The sequence below is a fragment of the Streptomyces sp. NPDC002676 genome (genome assembly GCF_053592455.1).
The window spans coordinates 637,251-659,402 of the sequence record NZ_JBSFVT010000002.1 but is presented as its reverse complement, the minus strand read 5'-3'; the positions used below and the strand labels follow the sequence as shown (position 1 = coordinate 659,402).

Annotated in this window: 22 protein-coding genes and 1 pseudogene; 13 read left to right on the top strand and 10 right to left on the bottom strand. The window is 71.2% G+C overall.

All coding sequences use genetic code 11. From position 1 onward, the window contains the following. Window positions 1-105: 105 nt before the first annotated feature. Entirely contained in the window at window positions 106-1,821 is a 1,716-nt protein-coding gene (locus tag ACWD3E_RS10090) for a SulP family inorganic anion transporter (RefSeq protein WP_451387132.1), read from the bottom strand. 193 nt (window positions 1,822-2,014) lie between these two features. Between ACWD3E_RS10090 and ACWD3E_RS10085 the strand changes: the two genes are divergently transcribed. Beyond that, the gene (locus ACWD3E_RS10085) at window positions 2,015-2,920 is read left to right on the top strand and encodes a universal stress protein (protein ID WP_451387058.1); all 906 of its coding nucleotides are present in this window, start codon (window positions 2,015-2,017) and stop codon (window positions 2,918-2,920) included. Window positions 2,921-2,944: 24 nt separating this feature from the next. Continuing rightward, window positions 2,945-3,817, top strand: a complete 873-nt coding sequence (locus ACWD3E_RS10080; protein ID WP_451387057.1) for a universal stress protein — start codon at window positions 2,945-2,947, stop codon at window positions 3,815-3,817. A gap of 29 nt (window positions 3,818-3,846) precedes the next feature. Here ACWD3E_RS10080 and ACWD3E_RS10075 read toward each other — a convergent pair whose 3' ends face one another. Then, window positions 3,847-4,212, bottom strand: coding sequence for an STAS domain-containing protein (locus ACWD3E_RS10075; RefSeq protein WP_451387056.1), 366 nt, complete (start codon window positions 4,210-4,212; stop codon window positions 3,847-3,849). A gap of 250 nt (window positions 4,213-4,462) precedes the next feature. Here ACWD3E_RS10075 and ACWD3E_RS10070 point away from each other — a divergent pair, with 250 nt between their 5' ends. Continuing rightward, the gene (locus tag ACWD3E_RS10070; RefSeq protein ID WP_451387055.1) at window positions 4,463-5,533 is read left to right on the top strand and encodes a zinc-dependent alcohol dehydrogenase family protein; all 1,071 of its coding nucleotides are present in this window, start codon (window positions 4,463-4,465) and stop codon (window positions 5,531-5,533) included. 22 nt (window positions 5,534-5,555) lie between these two features. Here ACWD3E_RS10070 and ACWD3E_RS10065 read toward each other — a convergent pair whose 3' ends face one another. Next, window positions 5,556-6,011, bottom strand: coding sequence for a pyridoxamine 5'-phosphate oxidase family protein (locus ACWD3E_RS10065; RefSeq protein WP_451387054.1), 456 nt, complete (start codon window positions 6,009-6,011; stop codon window positions 5,556-5,558). A gap of 373 nt (window positions 6,012-6,384) precedes the next feature. On the opposite strand from ACWD3E_RS10065, the gene ACWD3E_RS10060 reads away from it, so the two are divergent. After that, window positions 6,385-8,103 carry a sensor histidine kinase gene (locus tag ACWD3E_RS10060; protein WP_451387053.1) on the top strand — a complete coding sequence of 573 codons (1,719 nt, stop codon included), beginning with the start codon at window positions 6,385-6,387 and terminating at the stop codon, window positions 8,101-8,103. A 122-nt stretch (window positions 8,104-8,225) separates the two neighbouring features. Then, window positions 8,226-8,930 (top strand): CBS domain-containing protein, encoded by a 705-nt coding sequence (locus ACWD3E_RS10055; RefSeq protein ID WP_451387052.1) that lies wholly within the window; start codon window positions 8,226-8,228, stop codon window positions 8,928-8,930. Between the two features lie 115 nt (window positions 8,931-9,045). Here the strand turns inward: ACWD3E_RS10055 and ACWD3E_RS10050 are convergent, their stop codons facing one another. The 3 genes from ACWD3E_RS10050 to ACWD3E_RS10040 form a co-directional block, all read right to left on the bottom strand. Continuing rightward, entirely contained in the window at window positions 9,046-9,699 is a 654-nt protein-coding gene (locus ACWD3E_RS10050) for a CBS domain-containing protein (RefSeq protein WP_451387051.1), read from the bottom strand. Window positions 9,700-9,724: 25 nt separating this feature from the next. Beyond that, window positions 9,725-10,183 (bottom strand): cyclic nucleotide-binding domain-containing protein, encoded by a 459-nt coding sequence (locus ACWD3E_RS10045; protein WP_451387050.1) that lies wholly within the window; start codon window positions 10,181-10,183, stop codon window positions 9,725-9,727. Between the two features lie 148 nt (window positions 10,184-10,331). Next, entirely contained in the window at window positions 10,332-11,537 is a 1,206-nt protein-coding gene (locus ACWD3E_RS10040; protein WP_451387049.1) for an FAD-dependent oxidoreductase, read from the bottom strand. 161 nt (window positions 11,538-11,698) lie between these two features. Here ACWD3E_RS10040 and ACWD3E_RS10035 point away from each other — a divergent pair, with 161 nt between their 5' ends. From ACWD3E_RS10035 to ACWD3E_RS10015, 5 genes are all read left to right on the top strand, one after another. Then, window positions 11,699-12,457 (top strand): GntR family transcriptional regulator, encoded by a 759-nt coding sequence (locus ACWD3E_RS10035; RefSeq protein ID WP_451387048.1) that lies wholly within the window; start codon window positions 11,699-11,701, stop codon window positions 12,455-12,457. Between the two features lie 119 nt (window positions 12,458-12,576). Next, window positions 12,577-13,938 (top strand): rhodanese-like domain-containing protein, encoded by a 1,362-nt coding sequence (locus ACWD3E_RS10030; RefSeq protein WP_451387047.1) that lies wholly within the window; start codon window positions 12,577-12,579, stop codon window positions 13,936-13,938. Between the two features lie 49 nt (window positions 13,939-13,987). Continuing rightward, complete coding sequence (locus ACWD3E_RS10025; RefSeq protein ID WP_451387046.1) at window positions 13,988-14,359, top strand: rhodanese-like domain-containing protein; 372 nt, start codon at window positions 13,988-13,990, stop codon at window positions 14,357-14,359. Then, window positions 14,356-15,102 (top strand): sulfite exporter TauE/SafE family protein, encoded by a 747-nt coding sequence (locus tag ACWD3E_RS10020; protein WP_451387045.1) that lies wholly within the window; start codon window positions 14,356-14,358, stop codon window positions 15,100-15,102. The genes ACWD3E_RS10025 and ACWD3E_RS10020 overlap by 4 nt, the downstream gene beginning before the upstream one ends. Window positions 15,103-15,371: 269 nt before the next feature. Beyond that, the gene (locus ACWD3E_RS10015) at window positions 15,372-15,656 is read left to right on the top strand and encodes a kelch repeat-containing protein (RefSeq protein ID WP_451387044.1); all 285 of its coding nucleotides are present in this window, start codon (window positions 15,372-15,374) and stop codon (window positions 15,654-15,656) included. Between the two features lie 36 nt (window positions 15,657-15,692). Here the strand turns inward: ACWD3E_RS10015 and ACWD3E_RS10010 are convergent, their stop codons facing one another. Further along, window positions 15,693-16,493, bottom strand: coding sequence for a helix-turn-helix transcriptional regulator (locus ACWD3E_RS10010; protein WP_451387043.1), 801 nt, complete (start codon window positions 16,491-16,493; stop codon window positions 15,693-15,695). Window positions 16,494-16,690: 197 nt separating this feature from the next. Between ACWD3E_RS10010 and ACWD3E_RS10005 the strand changes: the two genes are divergently transcribed. After that, window positions 16,691-17,428 (top strand): SDR family oxidoreductase, encoded by a 738-nt coding sequence (locus ACWD3E_RS10005; protein ID WP_451387042.1) that lies wholly within the window; start codon window positions 16,691-16,693, stop codon window positions 17,426-17,428. Between the two features lie 268 nt (window positions 17,429-17,696). Here ACWD3E_RS10005 and ACWD3E_RS10000 read toward each other — a convergent pair whose 3' ends face one another. Continuing rightward, on the bottom strand, window positions 17,697-18,806 hold the full coding sequence (locus ACWD3E_RS10000; RefSeq protein WP_451387041.1) for an FAD-dependent oxidoreductase: 1,110 nt from the start codon (window positions 18,804-18,806) through the stop codon (window positions 17,697-17,699). A 353-nt stretch (window positions 18,807-19,159) separates the two neighbouring features. On the opposite strand from ACWD3E_RS10000, the gene ACWD3E_RS09995 reads away from it, so the two are divergent. Continuing rightward, entirely contained in the window at window positions 19,160-20,656 is a 1,497-nt protein-coding gene (locus ACWD3E_RS09995; RefSeq protein WP_451387040.1) for a lysyl oxidase family protein, read from the top strand. 36 nt (window positions 20,657-20,692) lie between these two features. Here ACWD3E_RS09995 and ACWD3E_RS09990 read toward each other — a convergent pair whose 3' ends face one another. After that, a complete protein-coding gene (locus ACWD3E_RS09990) occupies window positions 20,693-20,854 on the bottom strand; it encodes a hypothetical protein (RefSeq protein ID WP_451387138.1) in 162 nt (53 codons plus the stop codon). A 134-nt stretch (window positions 20,855-20,988) separates the two neighbouring features. Between ACWD3E_RS09990 and ACWD3E_RS09985 the strand changes: the two are divergent. Next, window positions 20,989-21,391, top strand: a pseudogene (locus ACWD3E_RS09985) (transposase); the annotation flags it as partial. 17 nt (window positions 21,392-21,408) lie between these two features. Here ACWD3E_RS09985 and ACWD3E_RS09980 read toward each other — a convergent pair. Then, window positions 21,409-22,140 carry an SDR family oxidoreductase gene (locus ACWD3E_RS09980; RefSeq protein WP_451387039.1) on the bottom strand — a complete coding sequence of 244 codons (732 nt, stop codon included), beginning with the start codon at window positions 22,138-22,140 and terminating at the stop codon, window positions 21,409-21,411. Between the last annotated feature and the right edge of the window lie 12 nt (window positions 22,141-22,152).

Genomic DNA, 22,152 nt, shown 5'->3' with positions numbered 1-22,152 from the left:
CTAGGCCCTGCCGTCAAACTCCCGCCTGCCCCGCGACGGGAGTCTGACGACAGGACCCAGACCTGCGGGTGGGCCGTTCGGCTTCCCGCCGCCCGTTCCGTGTGGTCAGTGGTCCGTGCACCACGCCCGGTACGCGGACACCGCCGTCGGCAGGGTCGGGAAGATGCGCTCGGCGCCGACGGACTCCGCGAGGCCGTACGCCTCCAGGTCGTCCAGCAGGTCCTGCTTGACCCGGGCGAGGGCGAACACGATGCCCCGGTCCGTCAGCTTCCGGCGCAGGTCGTCCACGGCGTCGAGCGCGGTGATGTCGACCTCCACATTGGCTTCGGTGTTGAGCACGAACCAGCGGACCGGTTCGGTCTGTTGTTCGACGGCGGCCAGCGCGCGGCGGTGGAAGTCCTCCGCGTTGGCGAAGAACAGGGGCGAGTCGTAGCGGTACACCAGCAGCCCGGGGATCGTGCGTGCCTGCGGGTAGTCGTCGATGTCGTGCATGCCCGCGACCCCGGGCACCAGCCCCTCGATCGCGTCGTGCGGACGGGCCACCCGGGTCAGCAGTTCGGCCACGGACAGGCCGACGGCCACGAGGACCCCGTAGAGGATGTCCAGGGCGAGCACGCCCGCCAGGCAGCCGAGCGCGAGGAGGAGTTCGCGGCGTCGGAAGGAGGCGAGCCGGCGATAGCCCGCGAGGTCGATCATGTGGACGCCGGCGTACACGACGAGCGCGCCGAGCACCGCGGCGGGGGTGCGGGTGAGCAGCGGGCTCAGGAACAGCAGGACGGCCAGCACCGCCGCCCCGGCGACCAGGGAGTACGCCTGGCTGCGTGCGCCCGCCGAGGCCGCCAGCGCGGTACGGCTGGCGCTGCTGCTCACGGGGAAACCGTGCAGCACACCGGCGCCCAGGTTGGCCGCGCCCAGGGCGAGGAATTCCTGGTCGGTGTCGAGCGGGGCCGCCGGCTCGTCGTCACGCTTCGCGAACGCCCGCGCCGTGAGGATGAAGTCGGTGTACGCCACCAGCAGGACCCCGAGGGCGGGCAGCACGAGGCGGGGCACCTCGGGGAGATCAGGCAGGGCGAGATCCGGAAGCCCGGACGGCACCCTGCCGATCACAGCGACCCCGTGCCGGCGGTCGAGGTCGAAGGCGGCCACGGCGGCCGTCGCGAGGACCACGGCGAGCAGCGGCCCGGGAAGCGCGGGGAGGAAGCGGGCCATGGCGAAGAGGAACACGAGGACTGCGGCGGACAGGGCCACCGTCGCGGGGTGGATCCTCGTCAGGTGGACGAAGAAGGAGGCCAGTTGAGGGAAGAACGCCGTACTGCTCGTGCGCACGCCCGTGAGGCGGGGGAGCTGGTCCACCATCATGATCAGCGCGACCCCCGTGAGATAGCCGATCAGCACGGGGCGGGAGAGCAGGTCCGCGAGAAAACCGAGCCGGACCACTCTGGCCGCCAGGCACAGCAGCCCGACCGTGACGGCGAGAGCCGCTGCCAGCGAGGCGTAGCGCCCAGGGTGTCCGGCGGCCAGAGGAGCCACCACGGTGGCCGTCATCAGCGCGGTCGTGGACTCGGGGCCGACCGACAGCAGACGTGAGGAGCCGAACAGCGCGTACAGGGCGAGCGCGGGGAGGATGGCCCACAGCCCGGAGACCGGCGGCAGACCGGCCACCGCGGCGTACGCCATGACCTGCGGGACGAGATACGCGGCGACCGTCACCCCCGCGGGCACGTCGTTCCCGAGCCAGACCTGCCGGTGGCCGAGGAGGTCATGGAGCCCGGGCAGGAGGGACCGTTTCCCGGGTGGTCGTCCGTCCGCACCTTCGGCCATGCGCTGCCCTTCGCCGTCCGCTCCGGCTTCCACCGGTGTGGGGTACTCGTTCCTGGTAATCGTTCCCACGCCGCACGCCCGACGGCTCCGCCGACAGGGCCGGTCGGTCCCGCACAGGGCCGTGCGGCCCCTGACCCGGCGGGCACGGCGTCACCACGCTGGAGCTGGATCCTCGTCCCGGGAGGTGGAGACAATGCCCCGAACCGTCACGGTAGGTCTCGACGGCTCGCCCGAGAGCCGGGCAGCGGCCGAATTCGCGGCGCGCGAAGCACGGCTGCGGGGTCTGCCGCTGAAGGTCGTCCACGTCTGGGAGCCGCTGCCCGAGCCCGTGGCCCAGGCCCCCCTGCTCGGCGCCGAGACCCTGCAGCAGTGGACCGAGGAGGTTCCCCGTGAGGCCGCCGAGGGGCTGCGGCTGCGCCACCCCGGTGTCGAGGTGATCACCGATCGGCTCACCGGGAACCCGGCCGAGGCCCTGATCGAGGCGGCGGACTCGGCCGAGCTGATGGTGCTGGGCTCGCGCGGCCTCGGCGCGATCGGCGGGTTCGTGGTCGGCTCGGTCAGCCTGGCCGTGATCGCCCGTGCCGGACGTCCCGTGATACTGGTCCGGGCCGGCGAGCAGGCCGCCGACGAGCACCAGATGGACCCTGCGGGCGTGCCCTCCGCCGCGACCCCCTTCCGGCCGGTCGTCCTCGGCCTCGACACCGGCGGCCCGGACGAGACACTGCTGGAGTTCGCCTTCGACGCCGCCGCGCGCCGCGACGCGTCCCTGCGGGTCGTGCACGGCTGGAGCGCGCCGCCCACCTCCTTCTACCGCTTCTACGGTGACGCGGAGCTGTACAGCACGCTCGCAAGCGAGCAGGCCACCGCCCTGACCGAGGTGCTGCGCCCCTGGCGGCAGAAGTTCCCGGGTGTGGAGGTGACCGAGGTGAGCCGGTCCGGCAGCGCCGCGCAGGTACTCGTCGACGCCTCCCGCGAGGCCTCCTTGGTCGTCGTGGGCCGGCACATCCGCACGGGCCGCCTCGGCACCCACGTCGGCCACGTCGCGCACGCCGTCCTGCACCATGTCGAGGCCCCGGTCGCCGTCGTTCCGCACGACTGACCCGTCAAGGAAACGGTGAGCACGATGGACCGTCCGATCGTCGTCGGTGTCGACGGCTCCGAGCCCAGTCTGCGCGCTGTCGACTGGGCCGCCGACGAGGCCGCCCTGCGCGGAGCACCGCTCCGGCTCGTGTACGCCTCCCTCTGGGAGCGCTACGAAGGCGCCCTGCTCGCACAGGAACTCGGCAAACCGCTGGAGGAGGTGATGGCCCGGGACGTCGTCGGCACCGCGGAGCAGCGCGCCCAGCACCGCCAACCGGGCGTGAAGGTCACCACCGACGTGCTGCCCGACGAGCCGGACCACGGGCTCGTACGGGAGAGCAGCATGGCCCTCGCCGTGGTGCTCGGCTGCCGGGGCCGCAGCGGGGTGGCCGAGGCGCTCCTCGGTTCCGTCAGCCTGGCGGTCGCCGGGCATGCGCACTGCCCCGTGATCGTGCTGCGCGGCAGCCACGACAACCAGGCCCGCGCCGGGACCCGGGGCCGCATCGCCCTCGGGGTGGGCGAGAAGCCGGAGAGCTCGGCCGCCGTGCGGTTCGCCGTCGAGGAGGCATCCCTGCGCAGAGTGCCCCTGGCAGCCGTACGGGCCTGGCGGCGCCCGGCGCACGCGACCACCGGTCACCCGCTGCTCGCGGGCGAGCCGGCACACGTGCGGCAACAGCAGGCTGTGGAGCTGCTGGAGGAGGCCCTGCGCGACACACCGGCCGACCTCGAGACGGACCGTCGCGCCGTCGAGGGCCATGCCCGCGACGCCCTGGTCGCCGCTTCCTTCGAAGCCGACCTGCTCGTCATCGGCTCCCGGCGCCACCACGGCCACCTCGGCCTTCCGCTGGGCCGCGTCGCCCACGGGGTGCTGCACCACGGGGCGTGCCCGGTGGCTGTCGTACCGGAACCTTCCTGACGTCGTCGGCGCACGCGCCGCGACCCCGTTCAAGGAAGCCGTGCGTGCAGCTCGAAGACGTCCCCCAGTCCTGCGGCCCGCAGCATCCGCCGGAAGGCCGTACTCTCCGCGACCAGCCGCAGCCGTCCCCGCCGGGCCAGTACCCGGTTGCGCACGCGGCACAGGATCCCGAGCCCGGAGCAGTCGATGAACGTGACCGGCCGCAGATCCAGGACCAGGTCGGGGCACGGGTGCGCCGTGAGCGCGTCGAGTCGTTCCGACAGCGCGGACACCGCCGGAAGGTCGATCTCGCCGTGCAGGGACACGACGGTTGCCGCGTCGGCCGCACGATGGGCCACGACCACGTCCGGTTCGGTGTGGGGATCTGACACGCGGGCCATGTCGTTCTCGGACATAAGGAGAGCAAACCTGGAACCCGGACGGGGTGGTAGGGCCGTCCGGCCCCACTCGCCGGTCCGTTCCGGGTACCGCACAGCCTCACGGCGGGCCGCGGCCTTCGACAGGCACGCTCCGGTCGAGCGCGAGGGCCGGACGGCCCAAGCGGCACGACCGCCCACTGGCGAAGCTGAACGTGCGGGACGGTTCCGGCGCCCTGCCGAAGCCACGGATCCCGCGGCGGACCGACCGAAGAGGGTGAGGAGAGCCATGAAGGGCTTCGTCTACCGCGGTCCCGGGCAGGCATCCTGGCAGGACGTCCCGGACCCCGCCGTCAAGGAACCCACCGACGCGATCGTGAAGGTCGACGTCGTGACGATCTGCGGGACGGACCTGCACATCCTCAAAGGCGATCTGCCCGAGGTGCGCCCCGGCACGGTCCTCGGCCACGAGGCGGTCGGCGAGATCGTCGAGGCCGGCAGCGACGTGCGCACCGTGCGGCCCGGCGACCGGGTGCTGATCTCCTGCATCACCCCCTGCGGCCGGTGCCGGTTCTGCCGGGACGGCTCCTACGGCCAGTGCCGGGGCGGCGGAGGCTGGATCCTCGGCCACCTCGTCGACGGCACGCAGGCCGAGTACGTCCGCGTCCCCTACGCCGACCTGTCCGTGCATCCGCTGCCGGGCGCCGTGCGCAGCGAGGACGCCGTCCTGCTCGCGGACATCTTCCCGACCTCCTACGAGGTCGGCGTCATCAACGGCCGCGTACGCCCCGGGGACACCGTCGCCATCGTCGGCGCCGGTCCCATCGGCCTCGCGGCGATCGCCACGGCCCGCCTGTTCTCCCCCGAGCGGATCATCGCCGTCGACCTGGCCCCCGCCCGCCTGGAGGCTGCCCGACGGCTCGGCGCCGACGCCGTGGCCGACGTACGGGAGGCACCTGCCCAGCTCGTCGCCGACCTGACGGACGAACTCGGCGCGGATGTGGTCATGGAGGCGGTCGGCGTACCGGAGAGCTTCGAGCTGTGCACCCGCATGGTCCGACCCGGCGGTCACGTGGCCAACATCGGCGTGCACGGCAAGCCCGCCACGCTGCACCTCGAAGACCTGTGGATCAAGAACGTGACGATCACGACCGGCCTGGTCGACACCTACTCCACGCCCACCTTGCTGCGGATGGCCGCGGCAGGCCGGCTGCCGACCGGGCAACTGGTCACCCACACCTTCCCGCTGGACGACATGGAGGAGGCGTACGACGTCTTCTCCCGGGCCGCCCGGACCGGCGCGCTCAAGGTGGTGCTCGGCGGGGAGCAGCATGCGGAAGTGGCCGTTCCCACGGAATGACCGAGAAGGGGCGGAGGGCTGCTCAGCCACGCTCCTGCGCCGCGTCCCTCCCGGTGAGCAGCACACCCGAAACCAGTTCGGGACGGATACGAACCGCCTGATCCATGCTCTGCTGCGGCACCCAGGGATCCAACAACCCCCGTATGCGCGCCAGTTCGGCGGGATCGGTGACCAGGCGGGCGTAGCCGGTGACCACCACGCTCCAGCCGATGTGCGTGTCCGGGTCGATCGCGTCGGCCTCGTAGGCGACGACCACACCCGCGCTGTCGCCCTGCCGGGCATGCGAGGTCAGGGCCGCGCCCTCGTGCATACGGATCACGATGTCACCGCTGTCCAGGATGTGGTTGACCGGGCGGATGGTGGGCAACGCCTGTCGGGTGAAGACGACCCTGCCCAGGCGCACGCTGCCGAGCAGGCGCAGTGCCTCGGCCCGGTCGAGGTCGATGCGGCGGTTCCTCGAATCGTGTTCACGGATCATGGCTGGCTTCTTCGCGGGTGCGTGGCTCTGCGCTCGGCGGAAACGGCGGAAACGGCGGAATCGGTGGAGACGGCGGATTCGGTGGCTCCAAGCCCGGGTGCGGGCTGTGGCGCCTCGTCGGTGGAGCGACACCGCGGGGGATCGGTGCCGCTCCTGATTGCACTGTCGCCCATGGCCTCCGGGCCTCTCCAGTGCCGTTCGGCCCTCGATCGAGGGCCGGTCGTCCTCGGGCCCGCTCACCGGCGTCACCGGCGTCACCGGCGTCGGAGAGGCCGGTTGCCGCTGCGAGGTACAGTCCTGCGCCCGGGACGGATACCGTGGAGGTGGCCCGTGGGTACCGGGTCCGCACGCCTACGGGAGCAGGAGGGATGGGGTGACAGGCCCCGAGGAGCCCCGCGTACGACTGCCACAGCTGAAGCTCGACGAGCTGCTGGAGGAGCTGCAGGCCCGGATCGACGCGGCCCGCGGCACGCAGAATCGCGTGCACAGTCTGCTGGAGGCGGTCCTCTCCGTCGGCCGGGAACTGGACCTGGAGCAGGCCCTGCACGCCATCGTCGAGGCGGCTGCGGCGCTCGTGGACGCCGAGTACGCCGCCCTCGGCGTCATCGGACCGGACGGCAGCCGGCTGTCCGCCTTCCACACGGTGGGCGTCACCGAGGAACAGATCTCCGCGATCGGCCCCTATCCGGAAGGCCACGGGATCCTCGGCGAGCTGATCCGGCACCCGCAGCCGCTCAGGCTCGCGAAGATCTCACAGCACCCGGCCTCGTACGGCTTCCCGCCGCACCACCCGCCGATGAACAGCTTCCTCGGTGTCCCGATCCGGGTCCGCGACCAGGTCTTCGGCAACCTGTACCTGACCGAGAAACGCGGCGGGCTGGAGTTCGACGAGGAGGACGAGTCGGTGCTCTCCACGCTGGCCGTGGCCGCCGGCGTGGCCATCGACAACGCCCGCCTGTACGAGGACTCCCGGTTGCGGGAGCGCTGGCTGCGGGCGAACGCGGAGATCGGCCACAGCCTGATGTCCGGCAGCGACCGCGCCGAGTCCTTGGGGCTGATCGCCGAGCATGCCCGGGAGATCTCCGGCTCGGCCCTGGCCGCGGTCGCCATGCCGATGGAGGGCACGAAGTCGCTCAACGTGCAGATCGCCGTCGGAGTGGGCGCCGAGGCACACCGCGGACTGGTGCTGCCCATGGACGAAAGCCTGATGGGGCTGGCGTACACCGCCGCTTCCCCGGTCACCAGTGACGACGTCATCCGCGACCCTCGGATCTCCCCTCAGCCACCGCGCTTCGTCGGGCTCGGCCCCGCCGTGGCCGTCCCGATCGGCACGGGTGCGGGCGGCGTTCGAGGGGTGGTCCTGGTGGCCCGGGAAGCCGGCCGGCCGGTCTTCCTCCACAAGGAGACCGAGATGCTGCAGGGCTTCGCCGCCCAGGCCGCCATCGCGATGGAGCTGGCCGAGCGGCGGCAGGACGCTCAGCAGATCGCGCTGCTGGAGGACCGCGACCGCATCGCCCGGGACCTGCACGACCTGGCGATCCAGCGGCTGTTCGCCACCGGGATGACCCTGCAGAGCGCGGGCCGGTTCATCGAACACCCGGAGGCCTCCGAGCGCGTGCTGCGGGCCGTGGACGACCTCGACGAGACCATCAAGATCATCAGGTCGACGATCTTCGGACTGCGGGCACGGGAGGGCACTGCCGCAAGCGGACTGCGGGCGAGGGTCGTCCGTGCGGTCGGTGAGGCCGCCCCCGTGCTGGGCTTCGCGCCCAGCGTGCGCATGGAGGGCCTGGTCGACACCGATGTGCCGCCCGGGATCGCCGACGACATCGTGGCCGTGCTGACCGAGGCCCTCACCAACATCGCCCGGCACGCTCATGCCGACCGGGCCCAGGTGGTCCTGACGACCGACGGCCGCGAGGTGCGCCTGCAGGTCTCGGACGGCGGCGTGGGCATCCCGCCCGGTGGCCGGCGCAGCGGACTGCTCAACATGGCCGAGCGGGCGGAAAAGCTCTGCGGGCGGCTCGAGGTGACCAGCCCCGAGGGCGGCGGCGCCGTACTCGACTGGCGCGTCCCGCTGCCCGCCGAATAGGCCTCCTGGGCCTCCGAGGCCTCCCGGGCAGGGGATCGGGCCCACTCGGCCCATGCACGACCGGGTCCGAAGCCGCAGCCTGAAGATGTCGGAAGGCGGGACCCGAGCCTCTGGAGGACGCCATGAACAGCACCCCGGCCCTCGTGAACGACGTGATGACCCACCGGGTGGTCGCCCTGCGAGCCGGGGCGTCCTTCAAGGACATAGTGAAGGCCATGCGCGAGTGGCGGGTCAGCGCCCTCCCGGTGCTGGACGACGCGGGACGCGTCGTCGGCGTCGTATCCGAGGCCGATCTGCTGCCCAAGGAGGAGTACCGCGCCGCAGACACCGGCCGAAGCGGGCAGGCGCAGTACCTCGCCGGGGCCCGCAAGGCGGACGCCGTGACCGCCGCCGAGCTGATGACCACGCCGGCCGTCACCGTGGCGTCCGACGCGACACTCGCCCACGCCGCACGCATCATGGCCCGCGCCGGCGTCAAGCGGCTGCCGGTCGTCGGCCGTGACGGCACTCTGCAGGGCATCGTCAGCCGCTCCGACCTGCTGAAGGTCTTCCTGCGGGACGACGAGGACATCGCCGAGGAGGTCCGGCGCGAGGTCGTCGTGCCTCTCTTCGGCACGCACACCACCACCACCGTCGTCGTGGAGGTGCGCGACGGTGTCGTCACGCTGGCCGGCGGGGTCCACGAGACCGCTCTGGTCCCGGTCGCGGCGCGCCTCGCACGGGCCGTGGCGGGCGTGGTGGACGTCCACTGCGCCCTGGCCGGACCGCCCCGCCGTCCGAACCTCGACCCCGACTTTCCGGACGCGGACCGGGCCCACACGCCGTGACGCAGAACCTCGGACCCGCGAGAGGGAGCGGCGACGATGCCGCGGACACCTCCCCGGCCATCGGCTCAACACCGACGGCCGGGCCGGCCCTTGCAGTTGCCGCCCTCCCGCGGTTTCACTCCGTGCCGGCCGCGGTGAGGCGGCAGTCCACGCTCACGACACCCTCGACACCGCGCACGAGCCGTGCGGCGAGAGGAATGCGGTCGGCGTCCGCCACCCGTCCCGTCAGGGTCGCGACGCCGTCGGTGACCACGATGTGAACGGGCTCGACCGGGGCCGGGAAGAGGGGGTCGACGATGTCGCGCCGGATCTCGTCGGCGAGGTCGTCGTCCGGGCGCAGGAACACCTTCAGCAGGTCCCCGCGGCTGACCACGCCCTCGAGCAGGCCCTCGGCGTTGACGACGGGCAGCCGCTTGACGTGACACAGCGCCATGATGCGCGCGGCTTCGGCGAGGGTGGCGTCGGGGTGGACGGTGACAGCCGGAGTGCTCATCAGTTCCTCGGCGGTCAAGGCCCCGGCCTTGGCCAGGTCGGACAGCCGGCGCCGCTGGGTGAACCGGTCCGGATCGCTGTCCCGGAACTCCTCCTTGGGCAGCAGATCGGCCTCGGACACCACGCCGACCACCCGGCCGTCGCCCTCCAGCACGGGAAGCGCGCTGACCTTCCACTCATCCATGCGCTCGACGACGTCCTTGAACAGGGCCTTGCGGCCCACGGCGACGACAGCTCGCGTCATCACGTCACTCACCCGGTGCGGGCTGCTGTCCATGCGGTACTCCTCACAGGACCTCCGGTCACATCTGGCCACCGCTGCCGTAGGGGGCGTAGAGGTCGAGCAGCCGGATCCGGGAGGCGTGCAGCCGCTGGGCGACCACGCGCCCGACCCAGACGGCGATCGCCCGGCCGAACTCGGTGTCCTCGGCGCACAACGCCCGCACGTCCCCGGCGTCGAACTCCCAGGCCCGTACCGGGGTCGTCGCCTCGGCGCCCAACTGCCACAGGTACGGCTCGAAGTGCCAGGACCAGCCGATCAGCTCACCGTGACCAAGGGTCTCGATGACGGCGGGCCGCCGGCCGGGCACGTGCAGGTCGAGGGCGACGGTGCCGGTGCGCACGATCCAGAAGCGGTCGGCGCGCCGGCCCTCCTCGAACAGGCGGGCCCCGGCCTCGAAGGAGACCTCACGGGCCATCCGCGTCAGGCGTTCGCGGTGCACGGGCTCAAGAGCGGCGCTCATCGTGGTGGTGGAGGTCATCGCACCGGCTCCCTTCACGTCTTCTGCACCCAGCGTGGCGCGCCCGGCACCGGGCACCAAGGGCCACTCGGGCCCGGCCGGGGGCCCTTCGGCCCCCGGTCCGGACGACGGTGCGCGGCCGGTGCGGGGCTCGGGCCTGCGCCGGGTTTCAGGCGCGTCCGCGGAGCATGAGGTTCCAGTAGAGGAACGGCAGGCCGTAGCGCTTGAGGTACCACATGTCGCGGCGTTCGTGGGTCGCGTCGATGAGGGGGAAGGTGGGACGGTGTCGCAGGGTGTAGTCGAACTCGGCGAGCAGCATGGTGTGCCGAGAGGTGGTGATCGGGCAGGAGGAGTATCCGTCGTACGAGGCGGGCAGTGGCTCGGCACCGGCGAGGCCGGCGCTCACGTTGCGGGCGACGACCGGTGCCTGTTTGCGGATCGCGGCTCCGGTCTTGGAGTTGGGTGACGAGCCGGCGTCGCCGAGGGCGAAGATGTCGGGGTAACGCACATGACGCATGGTGTGCTTGTCGATCTCCACGTAGCCGCCGGGGTCCGCGCGATCGGCCAGCGGACTCGCCTTGAGCCAGTCGGGTGCCGACTGGGGCGGCACGACGTGCAGCATGTCGAAGCGGATGGTGTCCTTGCTCCCGGATTTGTGGTCGACGACGATGGCGTTGCGGCCGTCCGGGTCCACCTCGGCCAGCTCGCTGTTCTTGTGCACCTCGATGCCGTAGCGGGCCACGACCCGTTCCAGTTCCTTGGCGAACACCGGAACCCCGAACATGCCCGGCGTGGGCAGCACGAGGACCACTCGTATGTCCTTCAGGACACCCTGCTCGCGCCAGTGGTCCGCGGCGAGATACGCGATCTTCTGGGGAGCTCCACCACACTTGATCGGGCCCGACGGCATGGTGAAGACGGCTGTCCCCGAGCGCATGGAGCGGATCAGGTCCCAGGTCTTGGGCGCCAGTTCGTAGGCGTAGTTGCTGGAGGTGTGCGGTGCGGCGACAGCCTGCGCCATGCCGGGCACCCGGTCCCAGTCGAGTTGGATGCCGGGGCAGACGACGAGCCGGTCGTAGCCGACGGTCCTCCCGTCGGCCGTACCGACCGTCCGCCCCTCGGGGTCCACGGTCTCCACGCGGCTGCGGATCCAGGAGACACCCTTCGGTAAGACGGACCGCTGGGGGCGGGCGCTTGCCCGGGCTGTGGCCCGGCCGCCGCCGACGAGTGTCCACAGCGGTTGGTAGTAGTGCGTGTCAGAGGGCTCGACGAGCCCGATGTCGCGGATGCCGTGGCGCAGCAGGCGGGCCGCGACGCTGACTCCGGCGGCTCCTCCGCCCACGATGAGGACCTTGTGATGAGCGTCTGTGGTCATGTACGCCTTCCCCCTCGCGGCCGTCCCGGCTAATGTACGTACATTATCTTTTCGAATGTACGTACACAAGGATGAGAATCATGGGTGAGGAACCCACTCCCTCGGCTGGCCGGGGCGCGCGTTCCCAGGCAGGCCGGGGCGGGACTCCGCTGTGGCGTCATGTGCGCGACGACCTCAGGGCCCGGTTGGAGCGAGGCGAGTTCGTCGACTCCTTCCCCGGCGAGAACGAGCTGGCCGCCCGGTACGGAGTCAGCCGGCACACCATCCGTGCGGCGCTGCGCGGGCTGCGGGAGGAAGGTCTGGTCACGGCGGCGAAAGGCCGACGGCCGCGACCGGTGGGCGAGGCTGTCATCGAGCAGCCCGTCGGCGCGCTCTACAGTCTGTTCGCCTCCGTCGAGGCGGCTGGTCTCGAACAGCGCAGCGTCGTCCGCAGTCTCGACATCCGCGCCGACGCGCACGTAGCGGTGCGTCTGGGCATGGAGGAGTCGACGCCGCTTCTGTACCTGGAACGCATCCGCCTGGCCGATGGAGAACCGCTGGCCCACGACAAGGTGTGGCTTCTGGCCTCGGACGCCCGGGCGCTGCTCGACGCCGACTTCAGTCACACGGCGCTCTACGACGAGCTCGCCGATCGGTGCGGTATCCGTCTTGTGGGCGGAGAGGAACGCATCCAGGCGGTCATTCCAACTGCCGCAGAACAAAGACTGCTTGGCCTCCCAGAGGGCGTGGCGGCGTTCTCCATCGAGCGGGTCGGCCGCGCGCACGGCCGCACTGTCGAGTGGCGCACCACTCTCATCCGTGGCGATCGCTTCAGTGTCGTGGCGCAGTTCGACGCCCGTGCCGGCTATCGCCTCGACCCGGCGGGGAGCCGGTTCACGCGCTCGCGTCGGAGCGCACGGCGGTTCGATCCGGTGCGGTGAGGGGGCCTTCAGCAGGCCTCTTGTTCCCGAATTAGCTGAAACCGTTCCCGAATTGGCTGAATGTTCGTGCTCGCACCATATGCCCCTACGGGTATGTGGCGCTGGGGGGAGTGTCTGAAATGTTCTTCGTCGACACGATCGAGGTCGCTGGGCTCGGCAACCGTAGCTACCTGGCGGGCGGCGAGCGCTCGGCCGTGGCCGTCGACCCGCCGCGTGACGCCGACCGTGTGCTGGAAGCCGCGGCGCGCAGGGGCGTGCGGATCTCACATGTCGTCGAGACCCACATCCACAACGACTACGTCACCGGTGGCCTGGAACTCGCTCGTTTCACCGGCGCCGCCTACCTCGTACCCGCCGGGGCCACCGTGTCCTTCGAGCGAATACCCGTGCACGACGGGGACCGCACGACCATCGACGCCGGGCTCGCCCTGCAGGCGCTGGCGACACCCGGTCACACCCCGCACCACACCGCATACGCCCTTCAGCAGCACGGGACGGTGGTCGCGGTGTTCACGGGAGGCTCTCTGCTGATCGGCACCGTCGGCCGTCCCGACCTGGTCGAGCCCCGCCTGACAGAGCGCCTCGCCCGGGCTCAGCACGCATCTGCGCACCGTCTTGCCGCGGAACTGCCCGACGCCGCCGCGGTGTTGCCCACGCACGGATTCGGCAGCTTCTGCTCCGCGGGCCAGGCCGAGGGGAACGAGACCACCATCGGCAAGGAGAAGGCGTCGAACGAAGCGCTCACGCAGGACGTCGACACCTTCATCACCCGGATGCTCGCGGGACTCGACGACATCCCCGCGTACTACGCACACATGGGGCCCGCCAACTCCGCCGGACCCGCTCCGGTCGACCTCACGGCGCCCGCAGTGGCCGACGCCGAGGAGCTCGCGGCGCGACTGGCCGCCGGGGAGTGGGTGGTCGACCTGCGCAACCGGATCGCGTTCGCCGAAGGGCACGTCGCCGGCACCTACAACTTCGAGGCCGACGGGCAACTCGCCACCTACCTGGCCTGGTTGATTCCCTGGGGCAAGCCGGTGACGCTGCTCGCCGAGTCGACGGAGCAACTGGCTTACGCACAGCGAGAGTTGGTGCGCGTCGGCATCGATCGCCCGGCCGCCGCAGCCACCGGCGGACCGTCGGCCTGGACGGCCGGGAGCGAGGCCCTGGCCTCCTTCCCTCGCGCGACCTTCGCCGACCTGGCCGGGCGACACCCGGCGGAGGACGTGGTCGTGCTGGACGTCCGGCGTGCCTCCGAGCGGGCTGCCGGCTACATCGAGGATTCGGTCCACATTCCGCTGCACACCCTGCACCGCCGCCTCGACGCGGTGCCGCCCGGTGAGGTGTGGGTGCACTGCGCGGGTGGCATGCGCGCCGCCATCGCCGCCTCGCTGTTGGACGCGGCAGGCCGTGATGTCGTCGCGCTGGACGACTCCTTCTCCGCCGCCGACAAGGCCGGACTCACCCTCCGTACCGCCTGAGCCCACCTGGGCCGGACCCACCCACTACTGCACAAGGCGAGGATCACGCATGGAGACTTCCCAGTCCGGCATAGGCCGGATCGCCGTGGAGGAAGCGGCCGAACGTACCGGGCACGGACCTGAGGGCGCAGCGTCCGTTCTGCTGGACGTCCGGGAGCTCGACGAATGGAACGCGGGTCACGCGCCCGGAGCCGTACACCGCTCCCTCACCGAACTCTTCGAAGGCATGCCACTGCCTTCCGAGGCCCAAGGACGACGCCTGGTCGTCATCTGCCGCTCGGGCAACCGGTCCCGGCAGGCCGCCGAACTGCTCACGGACAAAGGCGTCGAGGCTGTGGATGTGATCGGAGGCATGCGCGCGTGGGCGGGGGCCGGGCTGCCCGTGGTGGACTCGCAGGACCTGCCCGGTACGGTCGCGTGAGTGCCCTGATCCTCGCCCTTGTGGCCGGCGCGCTGATCGGGCTGGCCCTCGGCGCGCTCGGGGGCGGTGGCAGCGTCCTGGCCGTTCCCGCCCTGATCTACCTGCTCGGCTTCACCCCGGTCGCGGCGACCACCGCCGGACTGGTCATCGTGGCCCTCACCTCGGCAACCGCCCTGACCGCCCACGCCCGTGACGGACACGTCCGTTGGGGCGCGGGACTGCTCTTCGCCGCAGCCGGGATCGGCCCGGCGATGCTCGGCTCCGCGCTCGCCGCCAACCTTCCTGCGGGCGCCCTGTCGGCGGCCTTCGCGATGGTCGCGGCAGTCGCGGCGGTGCGCATGCTGAGGTCCAGGGAAGAGGACGATGCCATCCGGAGGATCAGACCCGGGCACGCGGCAGCGGCAGGCGCCGGACTCGGCGCGGTGACCGGTCTCCTCGGAGTCGGCGGTGGCTTCCTCGCCGTGCCGGCTCTCGTGGGTGTACTCGGCCTCCGCATGCGCGAGGCGGTGGGCACCAGCCTCCTGGTCATCACCGCCAACTCGCTCGCGGCACTCGGACTGCGTGGTGGCACTGCGAGCCGGCTCGACTGGGCGGTCGTCGCCCCCTTCGCCGGCGCCGCGATCCTGGGAGCGTGGGACGGCAGGCGCCTGGCGTCGAAGGTGAGGGGCAGGACACTGCAGCGGGCCTTTGCCCTGGGGCTGCTGGCAGTGGCCGCTTTCATGTTCATCGACGGGATGGTCTGACGTACCAACCTCTGAGGACGCGGCTCGTGCATTGACTACGAGCGCTGTTGACGCCGGCCGGGCTTGAACATGTCGAAGACCTCCGGTGTGGTGGAGCTGTTCAGGACTGCACCGCGCGGAAGTCTTCGTGTCCCGCCGTGATGCCCGGTTGACCACTCACGGCAGGCGGCCTTTACGTCGTCGGTGGCCGTGACCGGGGGCAGGCCCATGTACGGGGCGAGGTCTGCGCCCTCGACCTGCGCACCCGTCGGTGGGGCCGGCGTGCCCCCATGCCGACGGCCCGCGGCGGCATCGCGGCGGCGGCCATCGGCACGACGATCTACACCTTCGGCGGTGAAGGAAATCCGGCACCCGGATCCCACGGCGTTTTCCCCGACACCGAGGCATACGACATCACGCGCGACCGCTGGCAGATCCTCGCGCCCATGCCGGTGCCCCGCCGCGGCACCGCCGCTGCCGCCGTCGGCAACACGATCCACATACCCGGAGGGGGCACCGAGGGCGGCGGCGCCCCCGTGGACACCCACGACGCCTGCCGCCCGCACGGACGCTGACCCGGACACCACGCCGTGCGGGATGGTCGACAGAGCTCAAGCGGCGGATTCGCGGCCGTCGGAGTAGATCACCAGTGTCTGCTCCGGCTGTTCGGCCAGGTGGAACGCGGTGTAAGCGAAATCGACCACCCCGCGTCCCGGGCTCCGTAGCCGCTTCCGTCCGCCGTGCCGGGCTTGCACGTCGTACTGCGGCCACCAGGCACGCACTTCCGGGCTGCCCGCGTTCAGCTCGTCGATCAGCCGGGTGTACCGGACGTCGCCCGGGTGGCGTCCGGCCAGCGCCCGCAGCCGGGCAAGCAGACCGCGCGCCTCGGGCTCCCAGTCGACCAGAACGTCCCGGGCCGCAGGTTCGAGGAAGACCCAGCGGGCGAAGTTCGCCGGCCGGTCTGCTGCCGCGGTGAGGTGCGGGAACAGCTCGTCGGCCGCCTGGTTGTGGCTCAGCACGTCGTAGTTGCCGCCGATGATGTACGACGGGTGCGGCTGGAGCAGGAGCGGGACGGCCGCCACCTCGGCCGCGAGCGGCTCAGCTTCTTCGGGTTCGGCCGCAGGCGCGTGTCCGGCCAGCCGGAAGAGGTGACCGCGCTCGTGCCGGTCGAGCCGCAGCACCGAGGCGAGGGCGTCGAGCACCTGGTCCGAGGCGCGGATGTCCCGGCCCTGCTCGAGGTACGTGTACCAGGTCGCGCTGATCCCGGCGAGCAGCGCGAGTTCCTCCCGGCGCAGGCCCGGGGTCCGGCGTCGGCCGGTGTGTGGCAGTCCGACCTTGTCAGGGGTGATCCGCTCCCTGCGGCTGCGGAGGAAAGAGCCCAGCTCACGGCGTTGGTCCGGCTGTTGCGGCATGACGGATGGCACTCCTGGTTCCAGAATAAACACGCTCTGGATACCAGGCTAAAGCCATCGCAGACTGAAGCCCGAGCGGGAGGTGCGGCTCTCACCGGTGGCCTGCGGCCGGTCATCCCGGCGCCGGGCGGCCCCGGTGCGCGGACGCGTTCAGGCGATCACCGGGAACCAGTACTGAGAAGGAAGAGGAAGACATCATGTCGGGAATCGACGGCAAGGTCGTGGCGATCACGGGAGCCGGCAGCGGCATCGGCGAGGCGACCGCACTGCTGCTCGCCGCGCGAGGCGCACGGCTCGTCCTGGGTGCGCGCCGGTCCGAGCGCCTCGCGGAGCTGGTGGCGCGGATCGAGAAGTCCGGCGGCGCGGCCGTACAGATCCGTACGGACGTGACCCGACGGGACGACCTGCACGCCCTGGTCGCCCTGGCCGGCGAGCGATTCGGCCGGCTCGACGTGCTGGTCAGCAACGCCGGGGCCGGCACGATCTCGCCCCTCGACGATCTGCGGGTGGACGAGTGGGACCAGATGGTCGATGTCAACATCAAGGGCGTGCTGCACGGAATCGGCGCCGCGCTGCCGATCTTCCGGGCCCAGAGCACGGGCCAGTTCATCACCATCGCCTCCACGGCCGCATTTCGCATCGTGCCGACCATGGCGGTCTACGCCGGTACGAAGTTCGCGGTCCGGGCCATCTGCGAGGGCCTGCGCCAGGAAGCCGGTGACTGTCTGCGGGTAACCACCGTCTCGCCCGGCGCGGTCGGGACCGACTTCGCCGAAGCATCAACGAATCCGCAGGTCCGGGCGGAGATCACGGCCATGCGGGACCGGATCGCGATACCGCCTGAGGCGATCGCCCAGGCCATCGCGTTCGCCATCGAGCAGCCGGCGACCGTCGACGTGAACGAGATCGTCGTCCGGCCCACGGCCCAGAGCTGAACCCGCCCAAGTCCGAGGCGCATTGCGGGCCCGGAGGACGGAATGCACACGGATCCCTGCTGGTTGGCCTCTACGCCGACGACATCCAGCGGCACCCCCGCCCACGCCGCGCGGGCCGAGCCGTGGCACCCCGGCACCCCGGTCCCGCTCGCCCTCGCGCCGAACTCACCGCGCTCGCCGGCCACCTCACCCGCCCACGGCCTGGTCCTGGGGATGCTCGCCGCACCTCTGCCCGGCATTTCAGACGAGGTGTGGTGGTGGCGCTTGCTCAGGAGTCCGTCGGGGGAATGAGGTTGTCGAGCGCCTCGGCGCAGTCCTGGGCGGCCTGGGCCGAGCGCGGCAGCATGAGGTTCTCGTAGGCGCGGACGGCGTCGTCGATGCTGGATTCGGTGATGAGGGCGTGGGCGAGGTCGGTGCCGTCGAGCATGGCGAGGTTGGCACCGAGCCCGACGGGGGGCATCAGGTGCGCGGCGTCGCCCAGCAGGGTGATGCCAGGGACGTGTTCCCAGGTGTGCGGGGCGGGCAGCACGAACACGGGCCGGTTGACGAACCCGCCGTCGGGGTGCCGCAGGAGGTGGAGCAGGTTCTCGTCCCAGCCGTCGAACATCTTCAGCAGGTGTGCGCGCACGGCCGCCGTGTCGTCGAGTTCCACGTCGGCGGCCACGTGCCAGTCATATGGGGCGCGGAAGGCGACGTAGACGCGGATGTGGCCGTTGCTGTTGCGTTGGGCGAGCAGAGCCTTGCCGTCGGCCGCCGCCAGCAGGGTGCCGTTGCCGACCATGCGTGCGAGGGCGGGATGGCGGGTGTCGCAGTCGTCGAAACCGGTCTCGATGAAGGTGACACCGGTGTAGCCGGGTGTCGCGTCCGACAGGGCTGGGCGGATGCGCGACCAGGCGCCGTCGGCGCCGACCACCAGGTCGGCGTCCTCGGCGGTGCCATCGTCGAGGAGCAGGCGCCAGGAGCCGTCCCCGAGCGGGGCGGCCTCGGTGACAGTGCGGCCCCACCGGACGGTGCCCTCGGCGAGGGATTCCAGGAACAGGCTGCGCAGCTGGCCGCGATCGATCTCCGGGCTGTCGTCGTCGTGGCCGGGCCCCGGGACGGGCAGGGTGGTGGCGGTGACGGGGTCGACCACGCGCCACTCCTGGCCTTCGGGGCGGGACAGGGCGCGGAACCGGTCGAGCAGGCCCGCCGCGCGCAGAGCGATCTGACCGGTGTCGTCACGTATGTCGAGGCTGCCGCCCTGGGGGCGGGCGCCGGTGGCAGCCTCACACTCGAAGACGGTGACGGAGCGGCCATGGAGCTGCAGGACGCGAGCCAAGGCAAGGCCGCCGAGTCCGGCGCCGACGACCGCGATGCGGGGGCCGTGAGCGGAGTTCATGGGGGTGTCCCCTCGAAAGGTGGGTGAGTTGCCAGGAGGTCCGGCGCGGGACCAAGAAAGCACACTCACCAAGAAAGTGCCTCTGAAATACGGTGCGCCGGCACCGAACCGGCCAGGCGCCACCAGAACCTGACGAAGCACTGACGGGCACTCCTCCGCAGTGAGGCTGCGTCGGCCGTGCCGCTACTCCGCTGCGGTGAGAACCCGTCAACTCGCCTCATCGCGCGATGACTTGCCGAGTGCGAGGCAACCAACGCGCCCTTCTCACCCTTTTCACAAGTGACACACATGTGACCTCCGACGGCTGCCAGGGGGATCGGCAGCCACCGGACGACGCACGCGAGAAGGAACCGATGACCAGACACCACCGCCATACCCTCGGACGCGCGGCGTTCATCGCCACCGCGGCCCTCACCGTCGGTGCTGCCGGAACACTGGCGGCGCCCGCTGCTGGAGCGGCAACGCCGACGGGCACCCCAAAGCTGAGGCTCATTGCCGCGTCGGACACGGTGACCGTGGACCGCTGGAGAGGTGAGCCGGGGGTCTACCTCGACCTCGGCACCTACGTCACCGTCGACGACGCACCCCTCGAACTGCGGGTGACGCGCAAGTCCTACAACGACCCCGTCGTCGCCTCGCAGATCATTCGCTCAGGCGGCAGGACCGTGACCAAGTCCCTGCCCAAGGACCTGGTGAAGGACTTATCGGGGCTGCCCGGCTTTCTCAAGATCAGCATCAGCGACCAGTCGGGCCGAAAGGTGGCCGACACCTCGCAGACCTTCTGCCCGAACAACCAGGCGGGGCGGATACGGCCGGACGCTCCGGCCACCTCGAAGTACCCCGGCAGCTGCTCCGACAACCCGTTCGCGCTCGGCTCCGTATGGGGCGTCGACAAGGGCTGGGCGGCGGCCACGTCACCGGGCTACGGACCGAACGCCTCGGTAGACCTGAAGCCCGGCGTCTACACCGCAAACGTCTCCGTGGCGAAGAAGTACCGGGACTTGTTCGGCATGCCGTACCAGACACGGACCATCAAGGTGAAGGTCCGCGAGCAGAATCCCGGCGGCGGTGAGGGCCTGCTCAAGGCCAAGGGGAAGAGCCTGAGGCCGGCCGCGAAGCCTTCGGCGGGCCGAGCGGGCGTCCCCGCTGACGCGCCCAAGCCGGACCTGCGCGCCCTGCCCGCGTACGGCATCACCGTCAACCACGGGGACGGGGAAGGCGCCGCCCCGGCCAAGGACTACCTCGCCTTCAGCGCGACCGTCTGGAACGGCGGCTCCTCACCGCTGGTCGTGGACGGGTTCCGCCGCCCCGGCGCAAAGATGATGGACGCCTACCAGTACTTCTTCGACGCCAAGGGCAAGCAGGTCGGATACACGCCCACCGGCACCATGGAGTGGGACCCGCGGGTGGGCCACCAGCACTGGCACTTCAGCGACTTCGCCAGCTACCGGCTGCTCGGCGCGGACAAGAAGGAGATCGTCCGCAGCGGCAAAGAAGCCTTCTGCCTCGCCAACACCGACGCCATCGACTACACGGTGAAGAACGCCAACTGGCGCCCGTACAACACCGACCTCGCCACCGCCTGCGGTGAGGAGTCCTCCGTCTCCGTCCGCGAGGCTCTGGACATCGGCAACGGCGACACGTACTCCCAGGAGCGGCCCGGACAGTCCTTCGACATCACCGGCCTGCCGAACGGCACCTACTACATCCAGGTCTTCGCCAACCCCGATCACCGACTCACGGAACAGAGCACGGCCAACAACGTCACCTATCGCAAGGTGATCCTCGGCGGTAAGCCGGGCGCCCGCACGGTGACCGTCCCGAAGTACGGCCGCGTCGACGCACCGTGATCCTCCGCGGGCGGGGGCTCCCATGTCCCCGCCCGCTCAACTGGGACGACACGTCTTCGGCTCGCTGATCCGGTACGCGGCCTCGACGACCACAGCGCGGTGCTCGCCCAGCCGCTCCGGTGACGAGGTCCGCCCGACCGCCTCGGTGTCCACGCCTTGCGCGTCGGCAATGGCCCGTTGCAGCACCTCGTCGGACAACTGCTCCTTGTCGCCGAAGCAGGCGTAGATCAGCCGCTTGTTCGCCCCCGCGGCCTCAGCGATCCGGCCCCCCGGGCCGTGGTGGCGCTGGAATCCCGTGGCATGCCCGCCTGGGGGCGGCGGCCCGGCTGACCCTTCCGCAGGTGCGGGCCATGGGCTCGCAGCTGCTGGCCCTGATCGGCCGGTTGGACGCCGCCTGCCGGGCCGTGGACGACCACGCGCAACCGGTGGAGGCGTCGTTTCTTCAGCACCCGGACGCTGACATCATGCTCAGCTTCCCCGGCATGGGCGTCCAGCTCGGCGCCCGGTGCTCGCCGAGACCGGCGACGACCGCGGGCGGTTCGCCGACGCCCGCGCGCTGAAGGCCTACGCGGGCTCGGCTCCCATCACCCTGCCTCGGGCAAGAAACGGTTCGTCGGCCGCCACTTCATCAAGAACAACGGCCTGGCCGACGCCGGCCATCAATGGGCCTTCGCGGCCCTGAAGGCCTCGCCCGGCGCCGACGCCCACTACCGGCGCAGGCGCGAGCACGGGGACCGCGCCGCAGGCCTGGGCTACTGTCCCCCGGCCACCCGGAGGATCGCTCCAGTCGCGTACGACGCATCGGCGGAAAGCAGCCAGGAGACGGCGGCGGCGATCTCTTCGGGCTGTCCGGCACGGCCCAGGGGGATGGCGGAGGCGACCTTCCGGGGCCGTTCGGGGTCCTGATGGAAGTCGGTCCAGATGGTGCCGGGGGCAACGCAGTTGACGCGGATGTCCTGCGCGGCTACCTCCTTCGACAGCCCCACCGTCATCGCGTCTACGGCAGCCTTGGCGGCGGCGTAGTGGACGTACTGTCCCGGGCTGCCGAGCGTGGCTGCGGCCGAGGAGATGTTGACGATCGCTCCGCCGCCGTGGCCGGCCATCTCCTGGATGGCGCGCCGGGCACAGAGGAGGTATCCGAGGACGTTGACGTCGAGTGCCCTGCGGATACCCGCGGCGTCGGCGTCGGTCAGCCGGCCGTTCGGCCCGCTGGTACCGGCATTGTTCACGAGCGCGGTGACGGGACCGAGGTCGGCGGCACGGTCGAAGAGTCCATCGACGTCCGCTTCGTCGGCGGTGTCCGCACGGACGGTGACGCACCTGCGGCCGGCCTGTCGGACCAGTTCGGCGACCGACTTCGCCGCGGAGCTGTCGGAGCGGTAGCCGAGGACGATGTCGTGTCCCTCGTTCGCAAGGCGGGCGCAGACAGCTGCGCCGATCCCGCGACTTCCACCCGTGACCACCGTCACGAGTCGTGCTTCCATGTCAACCTCCCA

Excerpts from the sequence above, each read along its gene's own strand:
- ACWD3E_RS10080 (WP_451387057.1), top strand. The coding sequence starts at position 2,945 with ATGGACCGTCCGATCGTCGTCGGTGTCGACGGCTCCGAGCCCAGTCTG.
- ACWD3E_RS10005 (WP_451387042.1), top strand. The coding sequence starts at position 16,691 with ATGTCGGGAATCGACGGCAAGGTCGTGGCGATCACGGGAGCCGGCAGC.
- ACWD3E_RS10015 (WP_451387044.1), top strand. The coding sequence starts at position 15,372 with ATGCCGACGGCCCGCGGCGGCATCGCGGCGGCGGCCATCGGCACGACG.
- ACWD3E_RS10065 (WP_451387054.1), bottom strand. The coding sequence starts at position 6,011 with ATGATCCGTGAACACGATTCGAGGAACCGCCGCATCGACCTCGACCGG.
- ACWD3E_RS10055 (WP_451387052.1), top strand. The coding sequence starts at position 8,226 with ATGAACAGCACCCCGGCCCTCGTGAACGACGTGATGACCCACCGGGTG.
- ACWD3E_RS09980 (WP_451387039.1), bottom strand. The coding sequence starts at position 22,140 with ATGGAAGCACGACTCGTGACGGTGGTCACGGGTGGAAGTCGCGGGATC.
- ACWD3E_RS10050 (WP_451387051.1), bottom strand. The coding sequence starts at position 9,699 with ATGGACAGCAGCCCGCACCGGGTGAGTGACGTGATGACGCGAGCTGTC.
- ACWD3E_RS10030 (WP_451387047.1), top strand. The coding sequence starts at position 12,577 with ATGTTCTTCGTCGACACGATCGAGGTCGCTGGGCTCGGCAACCGTAGC.
- ACWD3E_RS10025 (WP_451387046.1), top strand. The coding sequence starts at position 13,988 with ATGGAGACTTCCCAGTCCGGCATAGGCCGGATCGCCGTGGAGGAAGCG.
- ACWD3E_RS10090 (WP_451387132.1), bottom strand. The coding sequence starts at position 1,821 with ATGGCCGAAGGTGCGGACGGACGACCACCCGGGAAACGGTCCCTCCTG.
- ACWD3E_RS10075 (WP_451387056.1), bottom strand. The coding sequence starts at position 4,212 with ATGTCCGAGAACGACATGGCCCGCGTGTCAGATCCCCACACCGAACCG.
- ACWD3E_RS10040 (WP_451387049.1), bottom strand. The coding sequence starts at position 11,537 with ATGACCACAGACGCTCATCACAAGGTCCTCATCGTGGGCGGAGGAGCC.
- ACWD3E_RS10085 (WP_451387058.1), top strand. The coding sequence starts at position 2,015 with ATGCCCCGAACCGTCACGGTAGGTCTCGACGGCTCGCCCGAGAGCCGG.
- ACWD3E_RS10070 (WP_451387055.1), top strand. The coding sequence starts at position 4,463 with ATGAAGGGCTTCGTCTACCGCGGTCCCGGGCAGGCATCCTGGCAGGAC.
- ACWD3E_RS09995 (WP_451387040.1), top strand. The coding sequence starts at position 19,160 with ATGACCAGACACCACCGCCATACCCTCGGACGCGCGGCGTTCATCGCC.
- ACWD3E_RS10045 (WP_451387050.1), bottom strand. The coding sequence starts at position 10,183 with ATGACCTCCACCACCACGATGAGCGCCGCTCTTGAGCCCGTGCACCGC.
- ACWD3E_RS10000 (WP_451387041.1), bottom strand. The coding sequence starts at position 18,806 with ATGAACTCCGCTCACGGCCCCCGCATCGCGGTCGTCGGCGCCGGACTC.
- ACWD3E_RS10010 (WP_451387043.1), bottom strand. The coding sequence starts at position 16,493 with ATGCCGCAACAGCCGGACCAACGCCGTGAGCTGGGCTCTTTCCTCCGC.